The 24784-nt window shown below is 52.0% G+C and carries 29 protein-coding genes and 1 tRNA gene; 15 read left to right on the top strand and 15 right to left on the bottom strand.

Features of this window, described 5'->3' with window-relative positions; translation table 11 throughout:
• Positions 1 to 42: 42 nt before the first annotated feature.
• The 3 genes from Q8A57_RS03035 to Q8A57_RS03025 all read left to right on the top strand — a co-directional run bounded on the left by Q8A57_RS03035 (position 43) and on the right by Q8A57_RS03025 (position 2086).
• A complete protein-coding gene (locus Q8A57_RS03035; protein ID WP_305169446.1) occupies positions 43 to 837 on the top strand; it encodes a sterol desaturase family protein in 795 nt (264 codons plus the stop codon).
• A 75-nt stretch (positions 838 to 912) separates the two neighbouring features.
• Positions 913 to 1608, top strand: a complete 696-nt coding sequence (locus Q8A57_RS03030; RefSeq protein ID WP_305169445.1) for a DUF4126 domain-containing protein — start codon at positions 913 to 915, stop codon at positions 1606 to 1608.
• A gap of 13 nt (positions 1609 to 1621) precedes the next feature.
• Positions 1622 to 2086, top strand: coding sequence for a regulatory protein RecX (locus tag Q8A57_RS03025; RefSeq protein ID WP_305169444.1), 465 nt, complete (start codon positions 1622 to 1624; stop codon positions 2084 to 2086).
• Here Q8A57_RS03025 and Q8A57_RS03020 read toward each other — a convergent pair.
• On the bottom strand, positions 2061 to 3059 hold the full coding sequence (locus Q8A57_RS03020; RefSeq protein ID WP_305169443.1) for a YheT family hydrolase: 999 nt from the start codon (positions 3057 to 3059) through the stop codon (positions 2061 to 2063). The genes Q8A57_RS03025 and Q8A57_RS03020 overlap by 26 nt on opposite strands.
• Before the next feature lie 145 nt (positions 3060 to 3204).
• Between Q8A57_RS03020 and Q8A57_RS03015 the strand changes: the two genes are divergently transcribed.
• The 12 genes from Q8A57_RS03015 (at position 3205) to Q8A57_RS02960 (ending at position 13494) form a co-directional block, all read left to right on the top strand.
• Positions 3205 to 3594: a hypothetical protein gene (locus Q8A57_RS03015; protein ID WP_305169442.1), complete on the top strand. Its 390-nt coding sequence runs from the start codon at positions 3205 to 3207 to the stop codon at positions 3592 to 3594.
• Positions 3595 to 3637: 43 nt separating this feature from the next.
• Positions 3638 to 4459 (top strand): M23 family metallopeptidase, encoded by an 822-nt coding sequence (locus tag Q8A57_RS03010; protein ID WP_305169441.1) that lies wholly within the window; start codon positions 3638 to 3640, stop codon positions 4457 to 4459.
• A 103-nt stretch (positions 4460 to 4562) separates the two neighbouring features.
• The gene (locus tag Q8A57_RS03005) at positions 4563 to 4757 is read left to right on the top strand and encodes a Trm112 family protein (protein ID WP_305169440.1); all 195 of its coding nucleotides are present in this window, start codon (positions 4563 to 4565) and stop codon (positions 4755 to 4757) included.
• 17 nt (positions 4758 to 4774) lie between these two features.
• Positions 4775 to 5125 (top strand): histidine triad nucleotide-binding protein, encoded by a 351-nt coding sequence (locus Q8A57_RS03000; protein WP_305169439.1) that lies wholly within the window; start codon positions 4775 to 4777, stop codon positions 5123 to 5125.
• Positions 5126 to 5187: 62 nt separating this feature from the next.
• Positions 5188 to 7788 carry an alanine--tRNA ligase gene (gene alaS / locus Q8A57_RS02995; RefSeq protein ID WP_305169438.1) on the top strand — a complete coding sequence of 867 codons (2601 nt, stop codon included), beginning with the start codon at positions 5188 to 5190 and terminating at the stop codon, positions 7786 to 7788.
• Positions 7789 to 7874: 86 nt separating this feature from the next.
• The gene (locus Q8A57_RS02990; RefSeq protein WP_305169437.1) at positions 7875 to 9107 is read left to right on the top strand and encodes an aspartate kinase; all 1233 of its coding nucleotides are present in this window, start codon (positions 7875 to 7877) and stop codon (positions 9105 to 9107) included.
• A gap of 161 nt (positions 9108 to 9268) precedes the next feature.
• Complete coding sequence (gene csrA / locus Q8A57_RS02985) at positions 9269 to 9448, top strand: carbon storage regulator CsrA (protein ID WP_305169436.1); 180 nt, start codon at positions 9269 to 9271, stop codon at positions 9446 to 9448.
• A 294-nt stretch (positions 9449 to 9742) separates the two neighbouring features.
• Positions 9743 to 9833: transfer RNA gene (locus Q8A57_RS02980), tRNA-Ser, on the top strand.
• A gap of 411 nt (positions 9834 to 10244) precedes the next feature.
• Positions 10245 to 10454 (top strand): cold-shock protein, encoded by a 210-nt coding sequence (locus Q8A57_RS02975; protein WP_305169435.1) that lies wholly within the window; start codon positions 10245 to 10247, stop codon positions 10452 to 10454.
• A 217-nt stretch (positions 10455 to 10671) separates the two neighbouring features.
• On the top strand, positions 10672 to 11073 hold the full coding sequence (locus Q8A57_RS02970) for a GFA family protein (RefSeq protein WP_305169434.1): 402 nt from the start codon (positions 10672 to 10674) through the stop codon (positions 11071 to 11073).
• Positions 11074 to 11294: 221 nt separating this feature from the next.
• Positions 11295 to 12587 (top strand): DUF2254 domain-containing protein, encoded by a 1293-nt coding sequence (locus tag Q8A57_RS02965; RefSeq protein WP_305169433.1) that lies wholly within the window; start codon positions 11295 to 11297, stop codon positions 12585 to 12587.
• A 451-nt stretch (positions 12588 to 13038) separates the two neighbouring features.
• Positions 13039 to 13494 carry a DUF1294 domain-containing protein gene (locus Q8A57_RS02960; RefSeq protein ID WP_305169432.1) on the top strand — a complete coding sequence of 152 codons (456 nt, stop codon included), beginning with the start codon at positions 13039 to 13041 and terminating at the stop codon, positions 13492 to 13494.
• A gap of 81 nt (positions 13495 to 13575) precedes the next feature.
• Here the strand turns inward: Q8A57_RS02960 and Q8A57_RS02955 are convergent, their stop codons facing one another.
• From Q8A57_RS02955 to modA, 14 genes are all read right to left on the bottom strand, one after another.
• Positions 13576 to 14295, bottom strand: a complete 720-nt coding sequence (locus Q8A57_RS02955) for a S1 family peptidase (RefSeq protein WP_305169431.1) — start codon at positions 14293 to 14295, stop codon at positions 13576 to 13578.
• A gap of 79 nt (positions 14296 to 14374) precedes the next feature.
• Positions 14375 to 15094 (bottom strand): YebC/PmpR family DNA-binding transcriptional regulator, encoded by a 720-nt coding sequence (locus Q8A57_RS02950; RefSeq protein ID WP_305169430.1) that lies wholly within the window; start codon positions 15092 to 15094, stop codon positions 14375 to 14377.
• 181 nt (positions 15095 to 15275) lie between these two features.
• Complete coding sequence (locus Q8A57_RS02945; RefSeq protein ID WP_305169429.1) at positions 15276 to 15707, bottom strand: GFA family protein; 432 nt, start codon at positions 15705 to 15707, stop codon at positions 15276 to 15278.
• Between the two features lie 50 nt (positions 15708 to 15757).
• A complete protein-coding gene (locus Q8A57_RS02940; RefSeq protein WP_305169428.1) occupies positions 15758 to 15970 on the bottom strand; it encodes an RNA-binding S4 domain-containing protein in 213 nt (70 codons plus the stop codon).
• A 39-nt stretch (positions 15971 to 16009) separates the two neighbouring features.
• Entirely contained in the window at positions 16010 to 16570 is a 561-nt protein-coding gene (locus Q8A57_RS02935) for a hypothetical protein (RefSeq protein WP_305169427.1), read from the bottom strand.
• Positions 16571 to 16707: 137 nt separating this feature from the next.
• Positions 16708 to 17067, bottom strand: coding sequence for a hypothetical protein (locus Q8A57_RS02930; protein WP_305169426.1), 360 nt, complete (start codon positions 17065 to 17067; stop codon positions 16708 to 16710).
• 76 nt (positions 17068 to 17143) lie between these two features.
• Positions 17144 to 17509: a hypothetical protein gene (locus Q8A57_RS02925; RefSeq protein ID WP_305169425.1), complete on the bottom strand. Its 366-nt coding sequence runs from the start codon at positions 17507 to 17509 to the stop codon at positions 17144 to 17146.
• A gap of 111 nt (positions 17510 to 17620) precedes the next feature.
• Positions 17621 to 17917 (bottom strand): DUF3592 domain-containing protein, encoded by a 297-nt coding sequence (locus tag Q8A57_RS11110; protein WP_439651641.1) that lies wholly within the window; start codon positions 17915 to 17917, stop codon positions 17621 to 17623.
• 220 nt (positions 17918 to 18137) lie between these two features.
• Positions 18138 to 18875, bottom strand: a complete 738-nt coding sequence (locus tag Q8A57_RS02920; RefSeq protein ID WP_305169424.1) for a uracil-DNA glycosylase family protein — start codon at positions 18873 to 18875, stop codon at positions 18138 to 18140.
• 437 nt (positions 18876 to 19312) lie between these two features.
• Positions 19313 to 20914 (bottom strand): ABC-F family ATPase, encoded by a 1602-nt coding sequence (locus tag Q8A57_RS02915; protein WP_305169423.1) that lies wholly within the window; start codon positions 20912 to 20914, stop codon positions 19313 to 19315.
• A gap of 116 nt (positions 20915 to 21030) precedes the next feature.
• The gene (locus Q8A57_RS02910) at positions 21031 to 21885 is read right to left on the bottom strand and encodes a PA4780 family RIO1-like protein kinase (protein WP_305169422.1); all 855 of its coding nucleotides are present in this window, start codon (positions 21883 to 21885) and stop codon (positions 21031 to 21033) included.
• A gap of 254 nt (positions 21886 to 22139) precedes the next feature.
• Entirely contained in the window at positions 22140 to 23219 is a 1080-nt protein-coding gene (gene modC, locus Q8A57_RS02905) for a molybdenum ABC transporter ATP-binding protein (protein ID WP_305169421.1), read from the bottom strand.
• A 10-nt stretch (positions 23220 to 23229) separates the two neighbouring features.
• The gene (gene modB, locus Q8A57_RS02900; protein WP_305169420.1) at positions 23230 to 23907 is read right to left on the bottom strand and encodes a molybdate ABC transporter permease subunit; all 678 of its coding nucleotides are present in this window, start codon (positions 23905 to 23907) and stop codon (positions 23230 to 23232) included.
• A gap of 2 nt (positions 23908 to 23909) precedes the next feature.
• On the bottom strand, positions 23910 to 24653 hold the full coding sequence (gene modA, locus Q8A57_RS02895) for a molybdate ABC transporter substrate-binding protein (protein WP_305169419.1): 744 nt from the start codon (positions 24651 to 24653) through the stop codon (positions 23910 to 23912).
• Positions 24654 to 24784 lie beyond the last annotated feature (131 nt).

Genomic DNA, 24784 nt, shown 5'->3' with positions numbered 1-24784 from the left:
AGGTGGTGTGGTTATATCGGCGACAACGATGTGGAGCAAGCAATGAATGAACTGGTGGCCTACAAAAGCCTGGTAGTGGCTGTGATCTTGCTGCTGTTGTTTCTCGCTGAGCGCGTCGTGCCGGCTGTTCCGGCACCTGCTGGTATCGCAAGCGCCACACGTTTAAGTAAGAATCTGGGTTTGTGGGTCTGCAATCTGTTCGCCTCAGTCCTCATCGTGCTGCCTGTAACCTTGTTTGCTACCAGTCACAGCCATTACTGGTGGTCGGCTTGGGTGCCTTCCTGGTCGTGGCTGCTCTTCGATTTGCTATTGCTGGATTTGTGGATTTACTGGTGGCACCGGGCCAGCCACCGGCTTGGATTTCTCTGGCGTTTTCACCGCGTTCACCACCTCGACCAATGGCTCGATGTCACCTCGGCCGTGCGCTTTCACTTTGGTGAGGTGATTCTCTCAGCATTATTCCGGGCGGCTGTGATCTTCTGCTTTGCGTTGCCTATTTCCTCAGTAATCGTGTTTGAGACACTGGTGCTGATCTCTACAGCGTTTCACCACTCCAATGTTCGCCTGCCGAAGCGCATGGAGCGCATGCTGTCATTTCTGGTAATTACGCCTTCAATCCATTGGGTGCATCATCATGTTGTACAGCAGGACACGGACAGTAATTACGGGACTATTTTCAGTTTTTGGGACCGCCTGTTCGGCAGTCGTTCAAAGACTCCTCGCACCCCTGAGATGTCGATTGGTCTTGATCGCCAGCAAGACAGAGGGTTCTGGCAGTTATTGGCGATACCCTTTCAGGCCGATGATTTGCGGCGGGAACAGGGTGATCTGCCATAACTTGGCGATGGCAGAAACAAAGCGCCATAATTTAAGGGTGTATAGTGGTCGGCATTGGACCGGCAGGAGCTATAAATGGAACATTATCAGGAATTAATCGGTGTTATTGCTCTGACCATGGGTGTGGGCTGGGCGAGTGGAATTAACCTGTATGCGGCGCTCCTGGTATTGGGTTTGGCCGGTGCGACGGGCAATGTGCAGCTGCCTGCCGAGCTGACGGTGCTGCAGGACCCACTGGTTATTTTTGCTGCTGGGGCCATGTACGTGGTGGAGTTTTTTGCTGACAAGATTCCTGGGGTGGATACCGGCTGGGACACGCTGCATACCTTTATCCGCATACCCGCTGGAGCCATGCTGGCAGCCGGGGCTGTGGGAGATGTGACACCAGCACTGGAAATCGCTGCGGGCATCATGGGCGGCACTATGGCGGGGGCAAGCCACCTGACGAAGGCGTCGACCAGGGCCTTGATCAACACTTCCCCGGAGCCCTTTACCAACTGGGCGGCGTCGATCAGTGAAGACCTGATGGTGCTGGGTGGTTTGTGGGCCATGTTTAATTATCCCCTGTTATTCCTGTGTTTGATGGTGCTGTTTATCGCATTGGTGATTTGGTTGTTGCCCAAGCTGATCCGTCTGGTAGCCCGTATTCTGCGCAAGGTTGGTCAGTGGCTTGGGCTTGTCAAAAACCCGGATGAAACACAGGCGGCCAATACGATGACTGAATTGCCTCCCCCTTCCAGTCAGACAGAGTCGCCGGTAAAACCGTCCTGACCGCTGGTGACTCATGAGTGACACTGAAGCGAAGGACTCGCTGGCATTGTTACGATTCCGGGCCATGGATTTACTGGCTAGGCGGGAACATTCTGCCCACGAGCTGGAAACAAAGCTGGCAACAAAATTTCCCGAGTTTGAAGAGCACATCGTTCAGGTGTTAAGCGAGTTGCAGCGGGACAATCTGCAAAGTGACCGCCGGTTTGCAGAAGCATTTATTGCATCGCGCATTCGCAAGGGGCAGGGGCCATACCGTATCAGTCAGGAGTTACAGCAGCGGGGCGTTACTTCAGGAGACACCAAGGAGGCCCTGGCTTCCTGTGGGCAGGATTGGTTTCAACTGGCTGCCGAGGTGGTGCAACGCAAATACGGGGGCACTCCTTGCAACAGTTTTCAGGAGCAGGCGCGCCGCAGCCGTTTCTTGCAATATCGGGGTTTCAGTAGTGAGCAGATTAGGTCGTGTTTCGATGATGATTAAAAATCTGTGACAGGCAGCGGTCACCCCAGCTGTCGAGGCGGTAATTCTCAATAAAACCACAGTGCCCACCCCGTGGTGTCACAACTACGCGCAGTGATGGTGGCTTATTCAACTTGGTGAGGTCTGACACCGGCACGATGGGGTCATCTTCGCTGGTGATCAGGTAGGCCGGTACCTGCAGGTTGTTCAGGCGATCGCCGTACAGGGCATAGGCAGCAAAATATTCTTCGGCATTCCCATAGGGCGTGAGCTCACGGACAAAAAAATCATTCAGATCGGTGAGCACTTCAAATCGGGGCAGCATGCCGCCGTTGAGGAGTTCAGGGTAGTAATGCAGTTTCGTGCGCAGTGAGTTGCTCCATTTGTCGAGAAAATAATTGCGATACATGGGACCCGCCATGATGCGATCCATGGCATGGGCGGGGTCGACGGGCGGACAGATAGCGGTGACAGCAGACAGACCAAGTATTTCGCCAGCGTCGGCAGCAATACGCAGAGCAAAATTTCCCCCCAACGAATAACCGGCCAGGTAGTGTTCCCGGTGAGGTGATGCCTTCAGAAAAGAGGCAATTGCAGTACTGATCTCCTCTGATAGAGTCGAGTTAAACGCTGTCGGGGTCAGGTGAAAACTCTCGCCGTGATCACGAAGATTAAGACGCAGAATGTTGAAGCCTTGCCGGTAGAGGTGGTTGGCCGCCGATAACAGGTAGGTCGATTGTGCACTGCCTTCCCATCCGTGCAGCAGAATGGCGAGACGCTGGTTACTGCGGTCCGCCTGATCAAAATAGGCCAGCAATTTAACCGGTTGGTTTTCGTAGCGACCTTCCAGTAACAGGGTCTGGCTGCGTGCCGTCATGGCCGAGCTGTTTCGGGTTACTTTCCAGGGCCTGGGTCCCATGCTGTTAAGTATGCTTTGCAGGTGGGCGTTGCCCATGCCCTTGGGCGGGAAAAAGGGCGGCAGGTCAGTATGCATGGTAGTGACTTTATCCGTTGATCTGACTGTCGGGCTATCATAGCATTCAGAAAAATAAATGCGCCTGACGAGGAACGGATTGTTCGACGGGTAATCTAATCAAACAGTTTCTTAGTGCGTCAGAGGTGTGATTTTGCGGTCACGAATGAGCTGGATATTTCTGTTGTTGGCAGTCGTCACTGTCGCCGGGCAGCTGTTTATCCCTCGGGCTTACGCCGCCCCGGCCTACGTAACAGGCAGTTCAGATCCGGACGCAGAGTTGTCTCTCTGGGGAATCGAGAATGGTTGTCTCAACAGCGCCTTGGTGCATCATTTCTATGTGCTCAACGCACATGCGGCCATGATTGAATTGATCGGTGGCAAGCGGGTGCTGATGCGTTTCCGCGGCGACTGCCAGGGCATTGAGCAATACGGCTTTGTGCACACCGCCCAGAATAACCGGGTCTGTCCCAGTACCAATGCCATCCGGGTGTTGCACACGGGTGCCCGCTGTGAAGTAGAATCACTCGAGCCCTACCACGACAATCGTCAGTAACTGATATCTTGTAACCCAGAGACCCGTCGAGACGCCACCGTCTATGTTCAGAATACCCCTGTTGCTAGTTTTTCTCTCCGTGCTGCCTCCTTGCGCCAACGCCATTGAGCTATCTGGTGATCTTATACAGGGCGGTATGCTGGTGGGGCAGGTCAATCCGGGTCAGCAGGTAGAGTTGATGGGCCGACCGGTTCGAGTGGATGAGGCGGGGCGTTTTGTATTTGGCCTGGGCCGTGATGCCCCTGCTGAAATCCAGGTGGTGGTCAAGGATGGACAGGCCACCGAAGCGCATCGTTTTCCAGTGAAGCAACGCACCTATGAGGAGCAACGGGTCAACGGAGTGCCCCAGAAAACGGTGACCCCGCCGAAAGAAGTGCTGGAGCGTATCCGCAAAGAAGCCGCCATGGTTGCCGGGGCGAGAACGGCGGATGATGCCCGACTGGACTTTTTGTCAGGATTCCGCAGGCCGCTGGAAGGTCCCATCACCGGTGTTTACGGTAGTCGTCGTGTCTACAACGGAACTCCGGGCAGGCCGCACTATGGGCTGGATATTGCCGCACCCACGGGAACCGATGTGTTTTCACCGGCCCCGGGGGTAGTGAAACTGGTGCATCAGGATATGTTTTATTCCGGCGGAACGCTGATCATCGATCACGGCTATGGTATCAGCTCGACGTTTATCCATCTGAGCAAAGTGCTGGTGGAAAATGGACAGCGAATCGAGAGCGGTGACCTGATTGCCAAGGTTGGGGCGACGGGCAGGGCGACTGGGCCTCATCTCGACTGGCGAATTAACTGGTTTGATGTGCGGCTCGATCCCGCCGTGATTATGGAAAGCTTTCCTAACCCGAAAACTCGTCCCTGAAAACTCTTCCCTGGAACCCCAGCACCTGACACTTTCGGGCGTGGTCACAGCGTCCCCTTTCCCTTAAACTTCACCCCTGGAGTTAATGTCGCCAGGGTCCCTGATGATTGATAAAAAATTACTGAGTATTTTGGTGTGCCCGGTTAGCAAGGCACCTCTGGAATACGATAAAGAGCATGACGAACTTGTGTGTCGGGCCAGTGGGTTAGCCTACCCTATTCGCGACGGCATTCCCGTGATGTTGGAGAGCGAGGCGCGTCCACTGACCGTGGACGAAAAGCTCGGTAACGACCATTAACAGAGATGGCTGCAACCATGTCAGAAGAAACCCTGTTTACTCGTATTATCAATCGTGAAATACCAGCAGACATCGTTTATGAAGATGAACACTGCATCGCTATACGCGATATTGCACCTAAGGCGCCCACCCATTTGCTGGTTATTCCCCGCAAGCCGATACCCCGTCTGGTGGATGCTTCCCCAGAAGATAAGGCAATACTTGGACATCTTATGCTGACCGTGGGTGATATTGCCCGGCAGGCTGGGGTAGAAGAAGCCTTTCGGGTCGTGGTCAATAACGGCGCCGGGGCGGGACAAACCGTGTTTCACCTGCATCTGCATATACTCGGAAACAAGAAGTTCTCCGAGGACAGCCTGGGTTTCTGAATAAACCCCCAACCTATCGTTTTGGAATTGACCTGTAGACAGGTCGTGGAAAGTGATTGTTTATGAAAAGTGCCGAGATTCGCGAAGCCTTCCTGAGTTACTTTGCAGACCAGGGGCATACCACTGTTCCCAGCAGCAGCCTGGTGCCGGGCAATGACCCGACCCTGCTGTTTACCAACGCCGGAATGGTGCAGTTCAAGGATGTCTTTCTGGGTGCGGAAAAACGCCCCTATAGCCGGGCTGCCTCCTCGCAACGCTGTGTGCGTGCCGGGGGCAAGCACAACGATCTCGAAAACGTGGGCTATACCGCCCGACATCACACGTTTTTTGAAATGCTCGGCAACTTCAGCTTTGGTGACTACTTCAAACGCGATGCCATTCGCTTTGCCTGGGAATTCCTGACAGAGGTTCTGCAACTGCCGCCGGAACGCCTCTGGGTTACCGTGCATATTTCCGATGACGAGGCTGCGGATATTTGGCTCAAGGAGCTTGGTGTCAGTGCTGAGCGTTTCTCCAGACTGGATGAAGATAATTTCTGGCAGATGGGTGACACCGGCCCCTGTGGACCGAGCTCGGAAATTTTCTATGACCACGGTGCCGATGTGCCCGGTGGGCCACCGGGCAGTGAGAATGACGACCTCGATCGTTACATTGAAATCTGGAACCTGGTGTTCATGCAGTTTGAACGCAGCGCTGACGGTACTATGGAGCCCTTGCCCAAGCCTTCCATTGATACCGGTATGGGACTGGAGCGTATCGCAGCAGTAATGCAGGGCGTGCACAGCAACTACGAAATCGACCTGTTCCAGGCGCTACTGAAAGCTGCAGCAACCGTTACCGGCTGTGACGACCTGGAAAACAAATCCCTGCGAGTGATAGCAGACCACATCCGCTCTTGCAGCTTCCTGATCGTCGACGGCGTTTTGCCTTCCAATGAAGGTCGTGGCTATGTGCTGCGACGGATCATCCGTCGCGCTATTCGTCACGGTCATAAGCTGGGGCAGAATCAGGCATTTTTCCATAAGCTGGTTGCAGCGCTGGTGGTCGAAATGGGCGACGCCTACCCCGAACTTGCCAAGGCTCAGGCCCAGGTGGAGAAAGTGCTGCTGGCGGAAGAGCAGCAGTTTGCCAAAACCCTGGACAATGGTATGGCAGTGCTGAATGACGCACTCGACCAGTTGCAGTCAGAGGTGATTCCCGGGGATGTGATTTTCACCCTTTATGACACCTACGGTTTCCCGGTGGACCTGACCAATGATATCGCCCGTGAGCGAGGGTTGACGTTGGATATGGCTGGTTATGAAGTGGCCATGGAAGAACAACGCCAACGTGCACGTTCCGCCGGTTCCTTCAAAGTGGATTACACCCACCAACTTCATCTGGACGGTGAAACGGTATTTACCGGCTACGAGGGTACCGAAGGGCAGGGTACCGTTGTGGCTCTGCTGAAAAGCGGTGAACAGGTTGATACGTTAGCCGCTGGTGATGAAGGGGTCGTTGTTCTCGATCAGACCCCTTTCTACGCCGAGTCCGGCGGTCAGGCAGGAGATAGTGGGTACCTGAACGCAGCGGGCATGGAATTTGAAGTGCGCGATTGCCAGAAGCAAGGTGTCCATTGCCTGCATATCGGCACCCTGCTCAGTGGGGAAGTTAGTGTCGGTCAGTCATTGGATACCCGGGTCGATAGCCGGGTGCGTACTGCCACGGCCCTGAATCACTCTGCCACACACCTGTTGCACGCGGCGCTGCGGGAAATCCTAGGCGATCACGTCAGCCAGAAGGGTTCACTCGTCGACAGCAAAAGACTGCGTTTTGACTTCAGTCATTTCGAGGCGGTCAAGCCGGAAGAGTTAAAGGCCATTGAACAGCGCGTCAATGATGAAATCCGTCGCAACACGCCGGTACAAACCGACGTTTGTGATATGGACAGTGCTCGCGAAAAAGGCGCTATGGCGCTGTTTGGTGAAAAATATGGAGACGTGGTTCGGGTGCTGACCATGGGTGAGGGCTTTTCCGTGGAGCTTTGTGGTGGAACCCACGTGTCGCGAACTGGTGATATCGGTCTACTAAAGATTACCAGTGAAGCAGGTATCGCCTCTGGTGTCCGCCGTATAGAAGCGGTCACAGGCGCACAGGCACTGGCCTATCTTGATGGCCTTCAGTCTCAAATCGATGAGGTGGCAGGTTTACTGAAAACCAATGCCGAGAATGTGGCGCAGAAGGCCGCCAGTCTCTGGTCAGAACTGAAAGAGCTGGAAAAGCAGAACGCACAGTTAAAAGGTAAATTGGCCAGCTCGGCCGGCAGTGACCTCGCTTCACAGGCGGAGGAGGTTGACGGTATCAAAGTGCTGGTGGCCAACCTTGAGGGTGCCGATCCAAAATCCTTGCGCGACACGGTGGACCAGCTCAAGAACAAGCTGGGCTCTGCAGTGGTACTGCTGGCTGCTAGCGGTGGTGACAAAGTGGCGCTGGTTTCCGGAGTGACCCAGGATGTGACGGGCCGTATCAAAGCCGGTGAGCTGATGCAGTTTGTTGCTGCACAGGTAGGTGGCAAAGGCGGTGGTCGCCCGGATATGGCACAGGGTGGCGGTACCGACCTGGCGGCGTTGCCTGGCGCATTGGTTGCGGCAACACAATGGGTAAAAGAGCAGCTTGGAGACTAAGGTCTAAGCGGTATTTTCCTTAACTTTGTTTATTAATTAGTGTTTAATTGCCGCCGTTTTTTGGCCCACAACCTTGAAGAAAATCCATGAGCCTGATAGTTCAGAAATATGGTGGTACCTCGGTTGGTACAACCGAGCGCATTGAAGCTGTAGCAGAGAAGGTTCACGCCTTCCGCGAACGGGGTGAAGATGTGGTTGTCGTGGTTTCCGCCATGAGTGGAGAGACCAATCGCCTGATTGCTCTGGCCAAGGATATTCACCCGGACCCCAGTGCCCGTGAAATGGATGTGCTGGTTTCTACGGGTGAGCAGGTGACCATCGCACTGTTGTGTATGGCACTGCAGAAACGTGGCTGTGATGCCCGCTCCTACACTGGTGGCCAGGTACGTATTCTTACCGACAGCGCCCACTCAAAAGCGCGAATCGAAGAAATTGATGCCCACCGCATGCAGGAAGACCTGACTGCTGGTCGCGTGGTCGTGGTTGCCGGTTTCCAGGGCGTTGATGGTGGCGGCAATATCACCACGCTGGGGCGTGGCGGTTCCGACACCACAGCCGTTGCCCTTGCCGCTGCGCTGAAAGCCGATGAGTGCCAGATCTATACCGACGTCGACGGTGTCTACACCACAGACCCCCGGGTGGTAGAAGGTGCGCGCCGACTCGATAAAATTACCTTTGAAGAAATGCTGGAAATGGCCAGTCAGGGCTCAAAGGTTCTGCAGATACGTTCTGTGGAATTCGCAGGTAAATACAAAGTACCCCTACGGGTGCTGTCCAGCTTTGTGGACGGCCCCGGAACTCTGATCACCCTTGAGGATGATGACGATATGGAAAAACCAGTTGTTTCCGGCATTGCGTTTAACCGTGATGAAGCCAAACTGACAATCCGCGGTATTCCTGATGTGCCGGGCATTGCCTCCAAAGTTCTGGGTGCAGTGGGTCGTGCAAACATTGAAGTGGACGTGATTGTGCAGAACGTTGCGGAGGACAATACTGCGTCGCTGACGTTCACTGTACATCGTAATGAACTGGCCAAGGCAAAAGAAGTTGTTGAATCCATCGCCGTTGAGCTGGGTGCTTCTGCTGTTGATACCAATTCCGGCATTGCCAAGCTGGCACTTGTGGGGGTGGGTATGCGCTCCCATGCGGGTGTGGCGGCAAAAATGTTTGAAGCACTGGCAAAAGAAAACATCAATATCCAGATGATCAGCACCTCAGAGATAAAAATCACCGTAGTGATTGATGAAAAATATCTCGAGTTGGCAGTGCGTGCCCTGCATAGTGCCTTTGAGCTGGAAGAAAAAGATAAAGTGGAGTGAAAATCGGCTATTTACGCCATTATGGAATGATTGGTATAGTTTTAGCGCCTATTGTGTTGGCAACGACCTAAAAAGGTGCCCCAGTAACAACAAAAACAAGACTGGGTAAAAAAGGAAAGCCAGTGTAACCACTGGAGAATGGCAGTATATAGGAGCTAACTATGCTAATTCTTACCCGTCGAGTCGGCGAAACTCTGATTATCGGAGATGACGTCAGTGTGACCGTGTTGGGAGTCAAAGGTAACCAGGTTCGCCTGGGCGTCAATGCCCCCAAGGATGTCAGCGTTCACAGAGAAGAAATCTACCAGCGGATACAAGAAGAAAAGGGAACTACAGAGTAATCTGAATCCCCTTTGATTTTCCGGATGGTATGTTATCATGCCGCCACTTTTTTGAGGCGGCATGGTTCCTTCCTTTTAGCCTCAAAATAGATTTCACCAGCATAGGCTGCCATTGGCAGGTGATGTGGCTGGAGAACGAGTTTTAGGTGAGGTGGCCGAGCGGCTGACAAGTTGCAAGTCAACTTGGGCGACCGAAGGTCGATCCCGCAGGGACGAGGGCCAGAGGCCCGAAGCAATGCGCGACCCAGGGGAGTGCCTCAGTTAGTAGATAAAAAAGAATAAAGTAACAGTTTTGGTGAGGTGGCCGAGCGGCTGAAGGCGCTCCCCTGCTAAGGGAGTATAGGCTAATCCCCTATCGAGGGTTCGAATCCCTCCCTCACCGCCATCAATAAAAAAACCCGGCTTTTTAGCCGGGTTTTTTATTGCCCAGTGATGGTCGGTTTCGGGAAAACCCCCATTCAACAAATTAGCTTCGGGTGTTATGGACTCCGGAGCCCGCAACGGCGAACCAACCCCGAGCATTTAACAAGTGGGTCGTGCGGGACCGTATTCCCCTTTGCTTCACTTGTCCTACACCCTATGCGTTATGTGTCACGAGCCTGGGAAATAGTTTGACTTTGTCCAGTATGGCCTATACTGTGTTCGCAGCTTGAAAGTAAATCAATTTTGATTATCTCCATTTCGTCGTATTCTCTGTAGTTCTTCGTCCTGTAGTTTCTAAATTTCAATTTATATTTCCCGCTTATTCGTGTCTCACGAAGGCACTCTTATACTTTTCATATACAGGATATTTATTATGTCTAATACAACTACTGGTACCGTGAAATGGTTCAACGAATCAAAAGGTTTTGGTTTTATCGAGCAAAAGTCTGGTCCAGACGTATTTGCACACTTCAGTGCAATTGCTAGCTCGGGATTTAAAACATTAACTGAAGGTCAACTGGTTGAGTTCAAAGTTACTCAAGGCCAAAAAGGTCTTCAGGCAGAGAATATCGTAGCTATTTGATAGCTCGGTAATTCTTAAAAAAGGCAAGCTGTCATGGCTTGCCTTTTTTTGTGCCTTAAATATAGTAAAACTTCAAATAAACACACATAACAAGGCCAAGGCCGATTGTGCAATGCAGAAAGAGCATTGTTCTGGATAGCATGCACGACGTTTCGACCGCCAGTGTTTGAGGCATTATGTGTACTCCACCCGCAGTGAATAGATAGAAGGATAACCAATGGCAGATCATTTGGGTTCTTGCCTGTGTGGCGCTGTGCGATTTGAGGTAAAAGGCGACTTTGACAGCTTTTATCTGTGTCACTGTCATCACTGCCAAAAAGATACAGGTTCGGCTCATGCGGCAAATCTATTCTCACATTCAGCTAAATTGACCTGGGTAGCTGGTAAAGAATCTGTGGCTGCCTTTACGCTCCCGGGTACTCGCCACAGCAAAAGCTTTTGTAAGTTGTGTGGTTCAGCATTGCCAAACACACAGGTCGAAGGTTTGCTCGTCATTCCCGCAGGATGTTTGGACACTGAAATCACTATGTTGCCAACTGCGCACATCTTTTCATCGAGCAAAGCCGCCTGGGATGGGAAGGCAGGGGAAGTCCCCGTGTTCGAGGGACTGTCAGAATAAGCTATGATCACATAACCAGTGGCTGTTGACGCATCGACGCCGCAATACGAAACGCGGCAGACGAGGGTTAAATGCCATGGAAAGTCATGGATAAACTGCATCAAAGAATAGCTTCAAATTCCAATGTCCATATGGGAAGGGGTTTGGATTTTGCCGCAACAGAACGCGCGCCTCTGCTAAAAGCGTTATAGGGCATGATATTCGACTAGGGGAATAGCTCCATGGCTGTTATTGATCGGCTCAAATTTATTTCTCGGCGACTTGGGGAGCGGCTATGGCTCAGACCCTTGGTCTTCTGCATGTTGTCGATCGCGGCGGTTTTCATCGCCAAGGCTGCGGATTCCATGAATCTGGGCTGGAGCATTCCGAGCATCAATACCGAGTCAGTTGAGGCTCTCTTGGAGATTATGGCGGCCAGCATGCTCGTGATTGCGACCTTCGCGGTGGGATCCATGATTTCTGCGTATGCCTCGGCAAGTACTTCTGCGACCCCCAGGTCGTTCACACTAATTATCGCGGACGACGTTTCAAAGAATGCGCTTTCAATCTTCATTGGTTCATTTATCTTCAGTATCTTTGCGCTGACTGCCGCCAAGAACGATATTTTTCGGGAGCCCGGCCTCGCTGCACTTTTTGTTCTGACGGTGTTTGTGTTCGGTGTGGTTATTATTACGTTCGTTCGATGGGTGGATACAATTGCTCGTCTTGGGCGGGTTGGCGCATCGGTTGAAAAGGTCGAAGCCGCGACGACGGCAGCCATGAAACTCCGCCGGAAAGCGCCGGCATTTGGTGGTATCCCGACAGAATCACGGCACATGCAGCGGACGGCAGTGTATGCAGCCACAGTGGGTTACCTGCAGCACATCGATATCGAAACCTTGCAGGCCTGGGCAGAGACGGTAAACGTGCGGATTGTCGTAGCGGCTCTCCCGGGCACGTTTGCGGACCCAGGTCGTGCGCTAGCGTACGTGACTCATGATACCGCCAGCACGGCTGAACTTGATTTGAAGGCCGTTACCGACGCATTTGTGATCGGAACAGAGCGGCTTTTCGAAGAGGACCCCCGATTCGGGCTCGTGACTCTCTCGGAGATCGCCGACAGAGCCCTGTCTTCGGGTGTCAATGATCCCGGTACGGCTATAACCATCATAGGATCGCTGGTACGGCTGTTCGTATTATGGGCCGAGCCCACAGAGGATTTACAGGCACCGAAGTGCGATCGTGTTGAAGTTCCTTTGCTATCAACGAGGGATATGTTTGACGACGCGTTTACGGCGATGGCACGTGACGGGGCGGGAACAGTTGAGGTGATGCTACGGCTCCAGAAGGCGTTTAAGGCGCTTTCCTGCTTGGGAGATTCGGCGATGCGTGAGGCTGCGGTGGCACACTCGAGGATGGCACTTGCCCGCGCAGAGAAGAAGTTGGAACTGCCAGAAGATCTGGCACTCGTTCGTGAAGCTGCGGCTTTCTCCAGCACGAATACTCATATGGATGACGCCATTGCCACCAAATAATGCGCTGGAGCCGAGGCGATAAAGCCTCACAGCTAAGCTCATGCGTTAATGGTGAATGGATACGAATTCTACCAACGACTATTTATTGCTTACTCAAAGCATGAAGGAAGAATATGAAAATAAACAATAAGGAATTTTTACGTAAGCGAATATGTATTTTTTCTGGAAAGGACATTGATCCTGATTCGGATGAACAAGTTGAAAATATACTTCGAGATAAATTCAACATACATTTGCCGCAAAGAAATTCGCTGAACAGTTCTCTAAATTCAACTGCAAGTGATCACGAAATCATCGGCCTGATATTGCAATATCGTACTTTGATTTGATGGAATTTTTTTAAGTTCTGAAAGAGTAATGATTGTATGTTGATCTGGAGTAATCGGTTGGTTATAAATCAACAGTTAAAAAGTTATAGCGCCGGTATTTGAGGGCTGGCAAACAGAAAGTCATGACACATTACCAGCCTTATCTAGCCTGTATCGCCTTGGTAGCAATTAGCGTTTCATATCTTTTGGGTTTTACTCCAGCAGTTGTTGGCGTGGTTTTTGTTGGGATGAGCCTTGTTGCTTATTACTACTACCGCAGAGATAAGGCAGCAGCAGTGCGGGGAGAGTGGAGAGTCCCAGAGAGCAGATTACACTTTGTGAGTTTGTGTTGCGGATGGCCCGGCGCCCTGATCGCACAGTACAGATTCAGGCATAAAACTAAAAAGGTGAGTTTCAGGGTGCTCTTCTGGATGACTGTTGTGGCAAATGTTATCGGCTTCTCCTGGCTGCATCTTCCTAAGGGTAACCTGATGCTTAAAAACGGAGCTTTTGAAATTGAAAACTTTACCTTGTCACATTCGAAGTCAGAAGCTTTAACGTCTACCGTATTCTTCTTAACAAACTTTCGGGAGCGTTAGTTGTATGTTTGATAACAAGCACCTCCTATGTGCTCCTTTCTGTCAGCGGAAGCTAGCAAGTTTGTGTCATTGTGGTGGGCTCTAACTGGTCAGTATTGGCAGAATATCGGCAAACCAGGCGCAGTTTAATCCCAGGGCCTCATCGAGTTGAGTGTCCCGTGTGACGTCCAGCCTTGCGGAGTGAATACCCATCAATTTCCACGGGAGCGCTGTTCCCTTTTCCGCTGAACGCATGACAACGGCAGCCCCGCTGGCTCCACGGTGGGTGCGGGCATCGGTAAGAAAGTAGCCTTGACCCTGAAAACGCAGGGCAAAGGACGAAGCATTGATGGCATGGCGTGCCACGGGCAGGTGATGCAAGGTGTCGTGGAAGCCAAGGGGGAATCCGACCACAAGCATGGGGGTTCCAATCTCAACGGTCTCAAGTGCTTCGTGCAAGTGTTCGGGGGTGAAGGTTGCGTAGAACGCTTCCGCCGGAAGAGCCTCTCGATCAATTTCTATCACGGCAACGTCAATTTCGCCCGCCGCATCAACGCCCTGTCGCCATAATGAGCTTTTATCTCGATAGAGGGGGATGGAGAATTTGACCGAGCGTGTTGCATTCTCCTGATCGGTATGAAGTTCAATGACGATGCGGTCAGGAAAGTGTGAGCTGGCTTTGTCGATAAAAACGTGGCGGCTGGTAACAAGAAACAGGTGACCATTGTTCTCAAAGAAAAAGCCGCTGGCGTTGGTTAGGGCCCGGCTGCCTGAGAACGTGGTAATAGCAGTGGTGGTTAATAAAAGGGTTTCAATGGCCATGGCCCAGTGTAACCCAGTCACTGGGGCGCGTATCAAAATACTGCGCCCAGAGGACTGTTGGGTTGATACTTATCTCAGATCAGGACTGCTCCACGTTGTGGTAGACCTGCTGCACATCGTCCAATTCGTTGAGCATTCCCAGAAACTTCTCAAACAGCGCCACGTCGTCACCGCTCAGGGTGGTGTAGCTCTGGGGAATGAACTGGATTTCATCCACTTCAAATTCTATTTCGCCGAGGCTATCGAGCAGCGCCTGTTTGGCCTTGAAGTAGTCAGTGTGGGGCGTGAACACGGTGATCTTACCGTCTTCGTTCTCTACGTCGGTGACATCCACATCCGCTTCCAGCAGGGCTTCCAGTACTGTGTCTTCATCGTCGTGTGGGAAGACAAAGATGGCAGCGTGGTCGAACATGTGAGCCACAGTGCCCTGGGTGCCGATCTTGCACTTGGTTTTAGTGAAGGCCTGGCGCACGTCGCCAAAGGTGCGGTTGGGGTTGTCGGTCAGGCAGTCGATGATGGCCATGCTGCCGCCGGGTCCATAACCCTCATAGCGCGCCGGTGAAAAATCTTCTCCGGCGCCGCCCTTGGCTTTATCGATGGCCTTGTCGATCACATGCCCCGGCACCTGATCGCGCTTGGCGCGGTCGATGAGGCTGCGCAATGCCAGATTGCCCGCAGGGTCGATACCGCCCGATTTGGCACAGACATAAATCTCACGGCCATAGCGACTGTACACCTTGGCCTTCATGTCAGATGTTTTGGCCATTGAGTCTTTGCGGTTCTGATACGCTCTGCCCATGGGGTTATGCTCCGTCAACGAGAAAAAGAAAGGTGGCGATTTTACTGGTAACCGGGATCTATGGGAATAATGCTGAAAGCCCTGAGATTCTGGCTTCGTTTGAGCCACAACGATCAGGTTATCAGTTGGTCATGCCGAAACGTTTTGGTGTTGGCTTAAAGGCCGGCTCAAGGGGAAGGATTTACTCTTCAAAAACCGGACTGCTAAAGCCTCGTGTGTGTTTGGGGAGGTCATCGCTCACGCTGACAATACGCTGCTCGTAGAAGATATGGGCGGTGGACGCCAATTCCTCAGGCAGTTGGTTGTCGTAACTTTTGGCTATCAGCAGTTGGGGCACCACGCGCCAGTCCACACAGTTACTATTGAAAAGCACCTCCCCGCAGCTGCTGCAGAAATATTTTCGCATGCGAAGTGTCGGGTGCTGGTAGGCGGTGATGCTCTCTTCTCCCTTAGTGATGGAAACACTTTCCTCCGTCCAGGCGGTGACCGGAGCAAATGGAGTGTTCATCAATTCGCGGCAGTCGATGCAATGACAATAGGCTTTGACCTTGGGCTCCCCGGAGAGCGTCAGTTCAACGGTGTTGCAGGCGCAGTGGAGGTTGTATGTGCTCATGGTCGATCCTTTTGCTATTGGCCGTTGTCACAATTCATTATGGCATACGGCTACTTCAGTGAAACTTGAAATTGTTCACCCATAAATTCAATGGTGTCGCCGGAAACAATCTTCTTCCTTTTGCGTGTTTCCACCGCGCCATTCACCAGCACCTGACCGTTTTCGATCACCGCTTTGGCTTCGCCGCCGCTGGCGACAATGCCTTCAAACTTCAGAATTTTGTAGAGCTCAACAGGCTCCCTGGTTATTTCTACCACTCTCATAGGCTGGGGAACCTTTGGTCAGGTCTATCGTTGTAGGGGTTAATCATGGGGTTGCTTGCGCTTCCATGGTGAGGGGCGTTTGGCCGGGGCTGGTTTCTGCCCCACGGGCACCGTGCGCCCCATGCTTGCCAATTGGCGGGAAAGTCTGAAGGCGTAGGATTCTACAACCCGCCAGTCCCAATCGGCTGCTGGGCCCAGATCGGGATAGCGATCCTGGCGCGACAAGGCACGAGCCTCGGAATTGACGGAAATCCGGCATTGCATCGTATTGGGTGGCGTGAAATACAGGTGCAGGTTGATGATGCCCCAACCTGCCAGTGAATAGCGGAATGACTTTCCCTCGCGGGGTGGATCAAGAATGATCTTGCGCTCCACACTGTGGCCCTTCATCGAGGGATACCAGAAACCGAAAGCGTAGTTGTGAATGCCGGCTTTAGCGCATTCTGCGGCCTTTGCCATAATGTCCGCCGGGCTGTCAAAGTGCTGCAACGGCTCACCAAGTTCAGATTCCGATGAGGTGACAAGCGGGGTCTCCTGCTGGAACGCACTGTCGAGCAGGGTACTCAGGTTGGCGGTGGAAATAATAGTGGCAAGCGTCACTGCGTGTCCTCTTGTGGCAAGGGTTAAGTATATCAACACACAGACATTGAAGTGCCGACACGGAGCAGGGTAATAATCAGGTTAATCGATGGGATTTCCAATTGGAGAGAATCTGGAAACTGGCTTGTGTTGTTTGATTAATGGTTGGCGATAAATACAACAGCCAGAATCAGGGCCAGCAAAGTAAGGCCGGTAACAAATAAAAATTTGTTGAAAACGGTGTAGGCGTGCTGGTCGGATGCTGATTCCAGTTGCAGTAATTCCTCTTCAGGCAGGCCTGATATTATTTCGTGGTTTTCGTCAGCAAGGTAAGCGCAGGCATCCTCATATTGGGCGTCAAGCACGGCCCACAATCCCACCTTAAAGGCCCCGGTCACATACCCGGAAACAACGAACGAGTTCTTAAAGGAAATATGCGTCAGAATGCCTTGCTGACGCAGCCGCATCGCCGCGTCTTCCGCTTGCATTAAATCGTGGTATTGGGTGATGAGTTTCAATTGATACGTTTAACGTTAAAAACAGGGGCGCGCTTTATCGCGACCTGGCCCGAAGGGCCTTTGCTGGTCTGTCTTGTTAGGCATTTTCCTTGGCTCTTTGCCCAACAGCAGAGTTGAACCCGTAAACCAAGACACTGCCAACCAGAATAAAATTAACAACTTCATTTATTCCAAAAGAATAACTAGCTGCTTCTGGATTACTAGCAATACTCATTACGGGAATCATTACACTAGAGATTAGAATAAAAATGCTCACAGAGCTTTCTACAACACCATAGATAAGTGAATTCAAACTCCCCGTAAAGATAAATCCACCTAGAACAAAGCTAATCAGGTAATACGCATAGTACGCTGAAAGATACTCCTCTGGCAGCATTACGCGAATTCGAGAGGCGATAATTAGCTCTATCAATAAAAATATCGGTAGTGAAAGATAATACATTTTGAAAAATCTTCGCGGGTTCATCTTGATGCATAACGCCTTGCATAAGGGGCGCCGCAGTAGCGGCGTCCCAGCGAACGAAAGTGAGCGATCTTGATGCAATAGTTAGGGCTACACATATCTAAGACCTATGCCAATTAACATAAGAAGAACTCCAGTTATTGTTAAGGCAGCATAGTGACTTATTCGATATGGAAGAATTTTATTAACTAGCACAGTATCACTTGGGTTGGCAGGGTTTATATAGACCGTGCATTTTTGATTTAGCGTAAAATCAGGCCAAGGAAATGTTTTTGACTCTGAATTCACCTTAAGAGTTCGATCTTCTATAGATATTGTGGAGCCAGTATATTTTTGGTTATTTACCTCGTAAGTATATTCCACTACGGGCTTAACCTTCTCGATCATGACAAACACTTCTGGCTGTTTGAGTACTTCGGTGGAGGAATGAATTATTAACCCTTCTGCTTGGTGCCATGATCTAATTTTTGCATACCTCGCTACTTGGATAAGAACCCAAGCAAGAAACAAAGCACCTAGCACGATAAGCATCATCATCTAGCCCTAACGACCAAACTGTGAGGCGCAAACGAAGCGCAGCGTAGTTTGCGTCCAAACGAGTGCCTTGTTATGCATTATTTTGTATAAACTCATGCATTAAACCTGAATACTTGATCCAGCCCTTTGCTACGTTATTGGTTTTGTCAAAATCACGCTGCCTGTTAAAGGCGCCCCAATTGTTTGGGTGGTAAGTATGCAGCCAGAACACGAGCTGATTATTAAGCTCAATAACTGACGCATACTCGTCAATGCGACTTATAACTTTGTCGCGTAGCGACCATATTGCTTCTTTAGCTTCATTGCCTTGGGTGATAATGATATCTGGGGATAATATTTTAAGTTCACCTCGCAGATACCTTTTGCAGTTTTTAAATAATTCTGCATTTGCCTTTTTTCTTTGTGCTTTATTCATGCAACATTTGGCTGAATTGGCATGAGCGAAATGCTGTTTTGCTTCTTGTATTTTTATGCCTTTGTCAAAATGGCGAAAAACATACCATGCTAGTTCATGAGTACGATACCAGTGCTTGTGTTTGTGCAACGAAAGCACATCTCTGTCTATTTCCTCTTGTTGCCTCACGGCTTGAGGGAGACGATTTTCATCGTTTTTATCACCACTACCGGAATCAAGTGATAAAAATAGAAGCCTTGGTAAGTTGTTTTGCTCATAGCCAGAACTCACGAAAGCCGACTTAGGGCCTGTGAACTCAGCACAATCACCCATGCACTTGGCTTTATTCGCGCAGGTGAATGATGTGGCGAGAATACCGTTGTCTTTGTAATATTTTTCGAGTTCGTCAAGCATGTGTTTTTGATGCATAACAGTCTGTTAATGAGGCCTTCGGCCTCATAATCATTATTATCGGGGCGCCCTGATAATAAGTTATCAGGGCAGTAGAGGGTGGTAGCAACTTTCTGATTTGTATGGAAAAGGAGTTGGTTGCGAGGGTGATGAAACTAATTATCAGGGCAACTTTCTGTTTGATTAGCAAAAAAAGCTGGTAAGCCAGAGAATAAAGCTGTTCGCAGCGATAATCCCTTGACGTTTTCATCACCATTCCATCGGTTTTGTTGAGATTTGTCAGACGTTAAGCCGATTCGCTTTTCGAATCAACCGGTTGTTTAGCATCTGTCCCAATTCAGAAATGCCTCTCCAGAAATGCCTCTCCAGAAATGAAAGGGCCGACAAGTAATGCCGGCCCATGGTGTTTTCAGCGCCTTAGTAAACAGGCTATGACTGGATCACGCCCGTTTGGCGTTGAGTTCCTGGCTGGCGAGGTATTCCTCGTAGGTGCCCTGGAAGTCGATCAGTTTGTGGTCCTTGATTTCGATAATGCGGGTGGCGAGGGAGGAGACGAACTCCCGGTCGTGACTGACAAAAATCAGGGTGCCGGGGTAGTGTTCCAGCGCCAGGTTGAGCGCTTCGATAGCCTCCATATCCAGGTGGTTGGTGGGCTCGTCCATGATCAGGACGTTGCAGTCCATCATCATCAGTTTGCCGAACAGCAGGCGGTTTTTCTCGCCGCCGGAACAGACCTTGACCTTTTTCTTGTAGGTGTCGGCGGAGAACAGCATGCGGCCCAGGGTAGCTCGCACGATCTGGTCGTCGTGGTTGGGTTTGCGCCACTGGCTCATCCAATCGAAAAGATTCAGGTCGCAATCAAAGTCTCTGGTGCTGTCCTGTGGGCAATAACCCAGGGTGGCGTTCTCGGCCCATTTGATGGTGCCGCTGTCGGGGGTGAGTTCGCCCACCAGGCAGCGCAGTAAGGTGGATTTGCCAGCGCCATTTTCGCCGATCACCGCCAGCCGCGCGCCAGCTTCCAGCAGCAGCTTGCCGCCGCTGAATAGCGCCTCGTCGTAACCGTGGCCGAGATCCTTGAAGGTCAGGGCTTGGCGATGGAGCTTTTTCTCCTGGTTAAAGCGGATAAAGGGGCTGACCCGGCTGGAGGGCTTGATGTCTTCCAGTTTGATTTTCTCGATCTGCTTGGCGCGTGAAGTAGCCTGTTTGGCCTTGGATGCGTTGGCAGAAAAGCGGCTGACAAACTGTTGCAGTTCGGCGATCTGGGTTTTCTTCTTTTCGTTTTCAGAAAACTGCAGTTCGCGGGCCTGGGTAGAGGCGGTCATAAAGTCGTCGTAGTTGCCGGGGTAGACGCGCAGCTCGCCGTAGTCGATGTCGGCAATGTGGGTGCACACCGCGTTCAGGAAGTGGCGGTCGTGGGAAATAATCACCATGGTGCTTTTGTGCTGGTTGAGAATGCCTTCCAGCCAGCGGATGGTATTGATGTCCAGGTTGTTGGTGGGTTCGTCTAGCAGCAGGATATCCGGGTCGGAGAAAAGTGCTTGAGCCAGCAGAACCCGTAGTTTCCAGCCCGGTGCGACGTCGCTCATGGGGCCGAAGTGCAGGGATTCTTCAATACCGGCGCCGATAAGGATTTCCCCTGCGCGACTTTCGGCGCTGTAGCCGTCCAGTTCGGCAAAGCGTACTTCCAGATCGGCCACCTTCATGCCGTCTTCTTCAGACATTTCCGGCAGGGCATAGATGCGCTCGCGCTCCTGTTTGACTTCCCACAGTTCGCTGTGGCCCATGATCACGGTGTCCACCACGCTGTATTCCTCAAAGGCGAACTGGTCCTGGTGCAGCTTGCCGATGCGCTCATTGGGGGTGATGGAGACGTTGCCCGCTGTGGGCGTAAGGCTGCCATCGAGAATTTTCATAAAGGTGGATTTGCCGCAACCGTTGGCGCCGATCAAACCGTAGCGGTTGCCGTTGCCAAACTTGACGGAGATATTTTCAAACAGCGGTTTTACACCAAACTGCATGGTGATATTGGAGCTGGAAATCACGGGAACATTCCTGCGCGGTTAACGCGATAAAGATGGGGGGTAAGACGAGGCGCGTACTATAAGGGGTGGTAGCAGCTTCGTCGAGTCTAACCGGGGTGAAACTGTCTCAATGGACCTCAATAAGGTTCACTTTCGGACATCCGCTCTCTGCGATCTTCTTCCTCCTGCAGGGCCGCCTTGATTTCCAGCAGAACACTGCCAACGTCTGCGGCATCGTCCGGATCATCAAAATGACCGGTGAGCGTGACTTCAGGGTCCAGTTCACCCTGCTCAAATAGCGCCCAGATTTCCTGGGCATAGCGGGTGCTTAGCAGCTCCGGCGCATACTGGCCGTAGTAGGTGGTCATGTTGTCGACATCCCGGGTGAACATGGCCTGTGCATTATTGTTTGCTGCGGCATCCACCGCTTGGGGCATGTCGATAATCACGGGGCCATAGGCGTCGACCAACACATTGAATTCTGATAAATCGCCGTGGACCAGTCCTGCACACAGCATGCGAACCACATAGTTCATCATGGTGGCGTGATCTTCCAGAGCCTGTTCGGGAGACATGGTGACATCATTGAGTCTGGGGGCTGCGTCGCCTGTATCATCGGTGACCAGCTCCATCAACAACACGCCATCAATGCAACCGTAGGCGGTGGGAACCCGCACCCCGGCATCCGCCACTTTATACAGAGCGTTGACCTCGGCACTTTGCCATCGTTCTTCCTGTTGCTGACGGCCAAATCGCGTACCTTTGCCCATGGCTCTGGCGCGACGGCTGTTGCGATCTTTTCGGCCTTCCTGGTATTGCACAGCTTTTTTGAAGCTGCGTTGGGCGGAATCTTTATAAACTTTGGCGCAGCGGGTTTCATCGCCGCAACGCACGATATAGACAGTGGCTTCTTTGCCGCTCATTAGCTGGCAGATGACTTCATCAACCAGGCCAATATCTACCAGCGGTTGAATCCGTTTTGGAACTTTCATGGCGACCTAATAACGTATGGGGGCGGTGAATTGAAACACGTCAGCGTCGAAACCGGATGAGGAATCGACGAAAAAGCGAATAATTTTGCTCAGTGAGGGTAGTCAATCAGATTTTATTAGGTAATGACACCTAGTTATGGATCTTAGGCAATTGTTGTCGACGTTATCGTCCGTTTCATGGGTGTTCACAACCGTGTTTTATCAGTACAGATGACAGGGTGAAACAGGTCGGTTCAGCCGACGTGTGGCACTTGTTACTGGATAATTGCCACGGATTTAATCTGTGCCCAGATGGGTTTGCCGGGGGCCAGTTCCAGGTGGTGGGCAGAACGGTGGGTGAGGCGGGCCACCAGTGGCGTGTTGCCAACGCGGAGTTTCACCAGCGCCAGGCCGGGGTGTTGTTCAGTGGATATTTCCTCCACTACGGCAGGCAGGGAATTCACGATGCTGGTATCGCTATGGTGTTGCAGGGAGAGACTGATGTCCCGAGCGAACACCCGTACCCGCACCTGGCTTCCAACGTCATAGCCGCTGTCTCGGAACCAGAGTTCGCCACCATCGAAGGTCGCTTTTGCCAATTGCCATTGAGGGTCGCGCTCCGTCACAGTGGCCTCGATGACCGATCCCACTTCCTCTCCCAGTTTGATGGGAAAGTCGAGCCGGGTGAGTGTGTCGTTCAGTGGACCACTGGCAACGATCCGGCCGTTTTCCATGGCAACCAGGGTGTCGGCCAGCCGCGCCACTTCCTCGGCGGAGTGGCTGACATAGATGATGGGAATATCCAGTGTCGTCTTCAGATTCTCCAGGTAGGGGAGTATTTCCTGCTTGAGAGGCTGGTCGACAGAGGCGAGGGGTTCGTCCATCAACAACAATCCCGGTTTGCTGAGTAGTGCACGCGCAATGGTGACTCGCTGACGCTCGCCGCCGGATAGTTGCCCGGGTGAGCGGTCCAGTAATGGGGCAATGCCCAGCAAGTCGATGGTGTCCATGCGGTCGGCCTCAGTGACCGGTTGGGTTGCACGCTTAATGGCGAACGCCAGATTTTCCCTGGCACTGAGGTGTGGCAGCAGGCTTGCCTCCTGGAAGACATAGCCCAGAGCGCGGCGGTGGGTGGGAACAAAGGTGTTGTTATCCTGCCAGATTTGACCGTTTACACGCAGGTGGCCCGTGGCGGCGGTTTCGAGACCGGCAATACAGCGCAGCAGGGTCGTTTTGCCTGCTCCGGAGTGGCCAAACAGTGCGGTCACTCCTTGGCAGGGCAGTTGCAGGTCCACGTCCAGACAAAAGCCCGGGTAGGACAGCTTGAAACGGGCATCGAGTGGCAGTGTGCTCATGGTTCTCCACTCATTTCCAGATCATCAGGTGTTTACGCGAGTAGAGTATGGCCAGCACCACAAAGGAAAACAGCACCATAGTTGCCGCCAGCCAATGGGCCTGGGCATAGTCCATGGCTTCCACATGATCGTAGATTTGTACGGAAATGACCCGTGTGGCTCCCGGAATATTTCCGCCAATCATTAACACCACTCCAAACTCTCCGAGGGTGTGGGTAAAGCCCAGAATGGTGGCGGTCAGAATGCCGGGTTTGGCAAGGGGAAGCACCACATTGAAAAAGGTATCCCGAGGGTTAGCGCCGAGGGTGGCAGCCACTTCCAGCGGTCGTTCCCCGATGGCTTCCATGGCGTTCTGTATCGGCTGCACGACAAAGGGCAGGGAATAAATAATTGAACCAAGAACCAGCCCACCGAAGGTAAAAGGTAGCAGGCCGATGCCAAGGGCCTCGGTTAGTTGACCGACCGGGCCATTCGGGCCCATGGCCAGCAGTAGGTAAAATCCCAGTACGGTGGGAGGTAGTACCAGGGGCAGAGCAATGATGGCGCTGATAAGTCCTTTCCAGCGACAGCGGGTTCGGCACAGCCACCAGGCGGTTGGAATGCCAATCATCAGCAGTAGTAGGGTGACAATGGCCGCAAGGCGAAGGGTCAGCCAGAGCGCTTCAATGTCCGCTGCGGAAAATCCCATGGCTATTGTTGTCCTGCAGGTTGGTAACCGTAGTCATCCATAATACTCAGGGCCTGTTCACTCTGTAAAAACGCAAGCAGTTGTTTGGCGGCAAGCTGGTAGCTTCCTTTTTTGAGCAATACTGCATCTTGATAAATGGGGTTATGCAATTTCGTGGGTACCGGCCAGTAGGGATGTTCTCCCTGTGAGTTCTGAACCTGTGCTCTGGCAATAAAAGCGAGTTGTGCATTGCCTGAGATGACAAAGTGGTATGCCTGGCCAACGCTTTCGCCGATAACCAACTTTTGACTGACGGCATGCCAGAGCGTCAGCGCCTTCAGGGTTTCAACCGCTGCTGCGCCATAGGGGGCCAGTCGCGGATTTGCAATGGCAAGTCTGCTGAATTCACCCCTGGAAAGCAGGGCTTTAGGGTCGTCTGTGAGTCCGTTGGTTGCGATGACAACCAGCGATCCCTGTGCATAGGTGAAACGACTGCCAGAGATACCGTGCCCGCTTTCCAACAGGGCTGAGGGTTTTTCCTGATCGGCAGAGAGGAATACGTCGAAAGGTGCTCCCTGGATAATTTGGGCATAGAGCTTGCCAGAGGAGCCGCTGGCTATAGACACCCTGTGCTGGCTCTGCTGTTCAAAGGCGGTAACGATGTCCCTCATGGGCAGCAGGAAATTGGATGCCACCGCAGCGTTAATCTCCTGGGCATGGGCCGTCAGGGAAAACAGTGTGAGTACAAAAAGGCGGAGAACATTCACAATCAGATATAGTCTATGGGTTATAGGTTGGCAGTGGCGTTATGGTGATAACAGGAAAAAACATAATCATAATAAGGCCGCTTGTTTGCCCGGTGTGAAGGGCTCTATTGACAAATATATTGGTGTTTTTT

Origin of the sequence: Porticoccus litoralis (genome assembly GCF_030676955.1) — a bacterium.
Taxonomy (GTDB): Bacteria; Pseudomonadota; Gammaproteobacteria; order Pseudomonadales; family Porticoccaceae; genus Porticoccus; species Porticoccus litoralis.
This window is presented reverse-complemented; position numbering and strand designations above follow the sequence as displayed.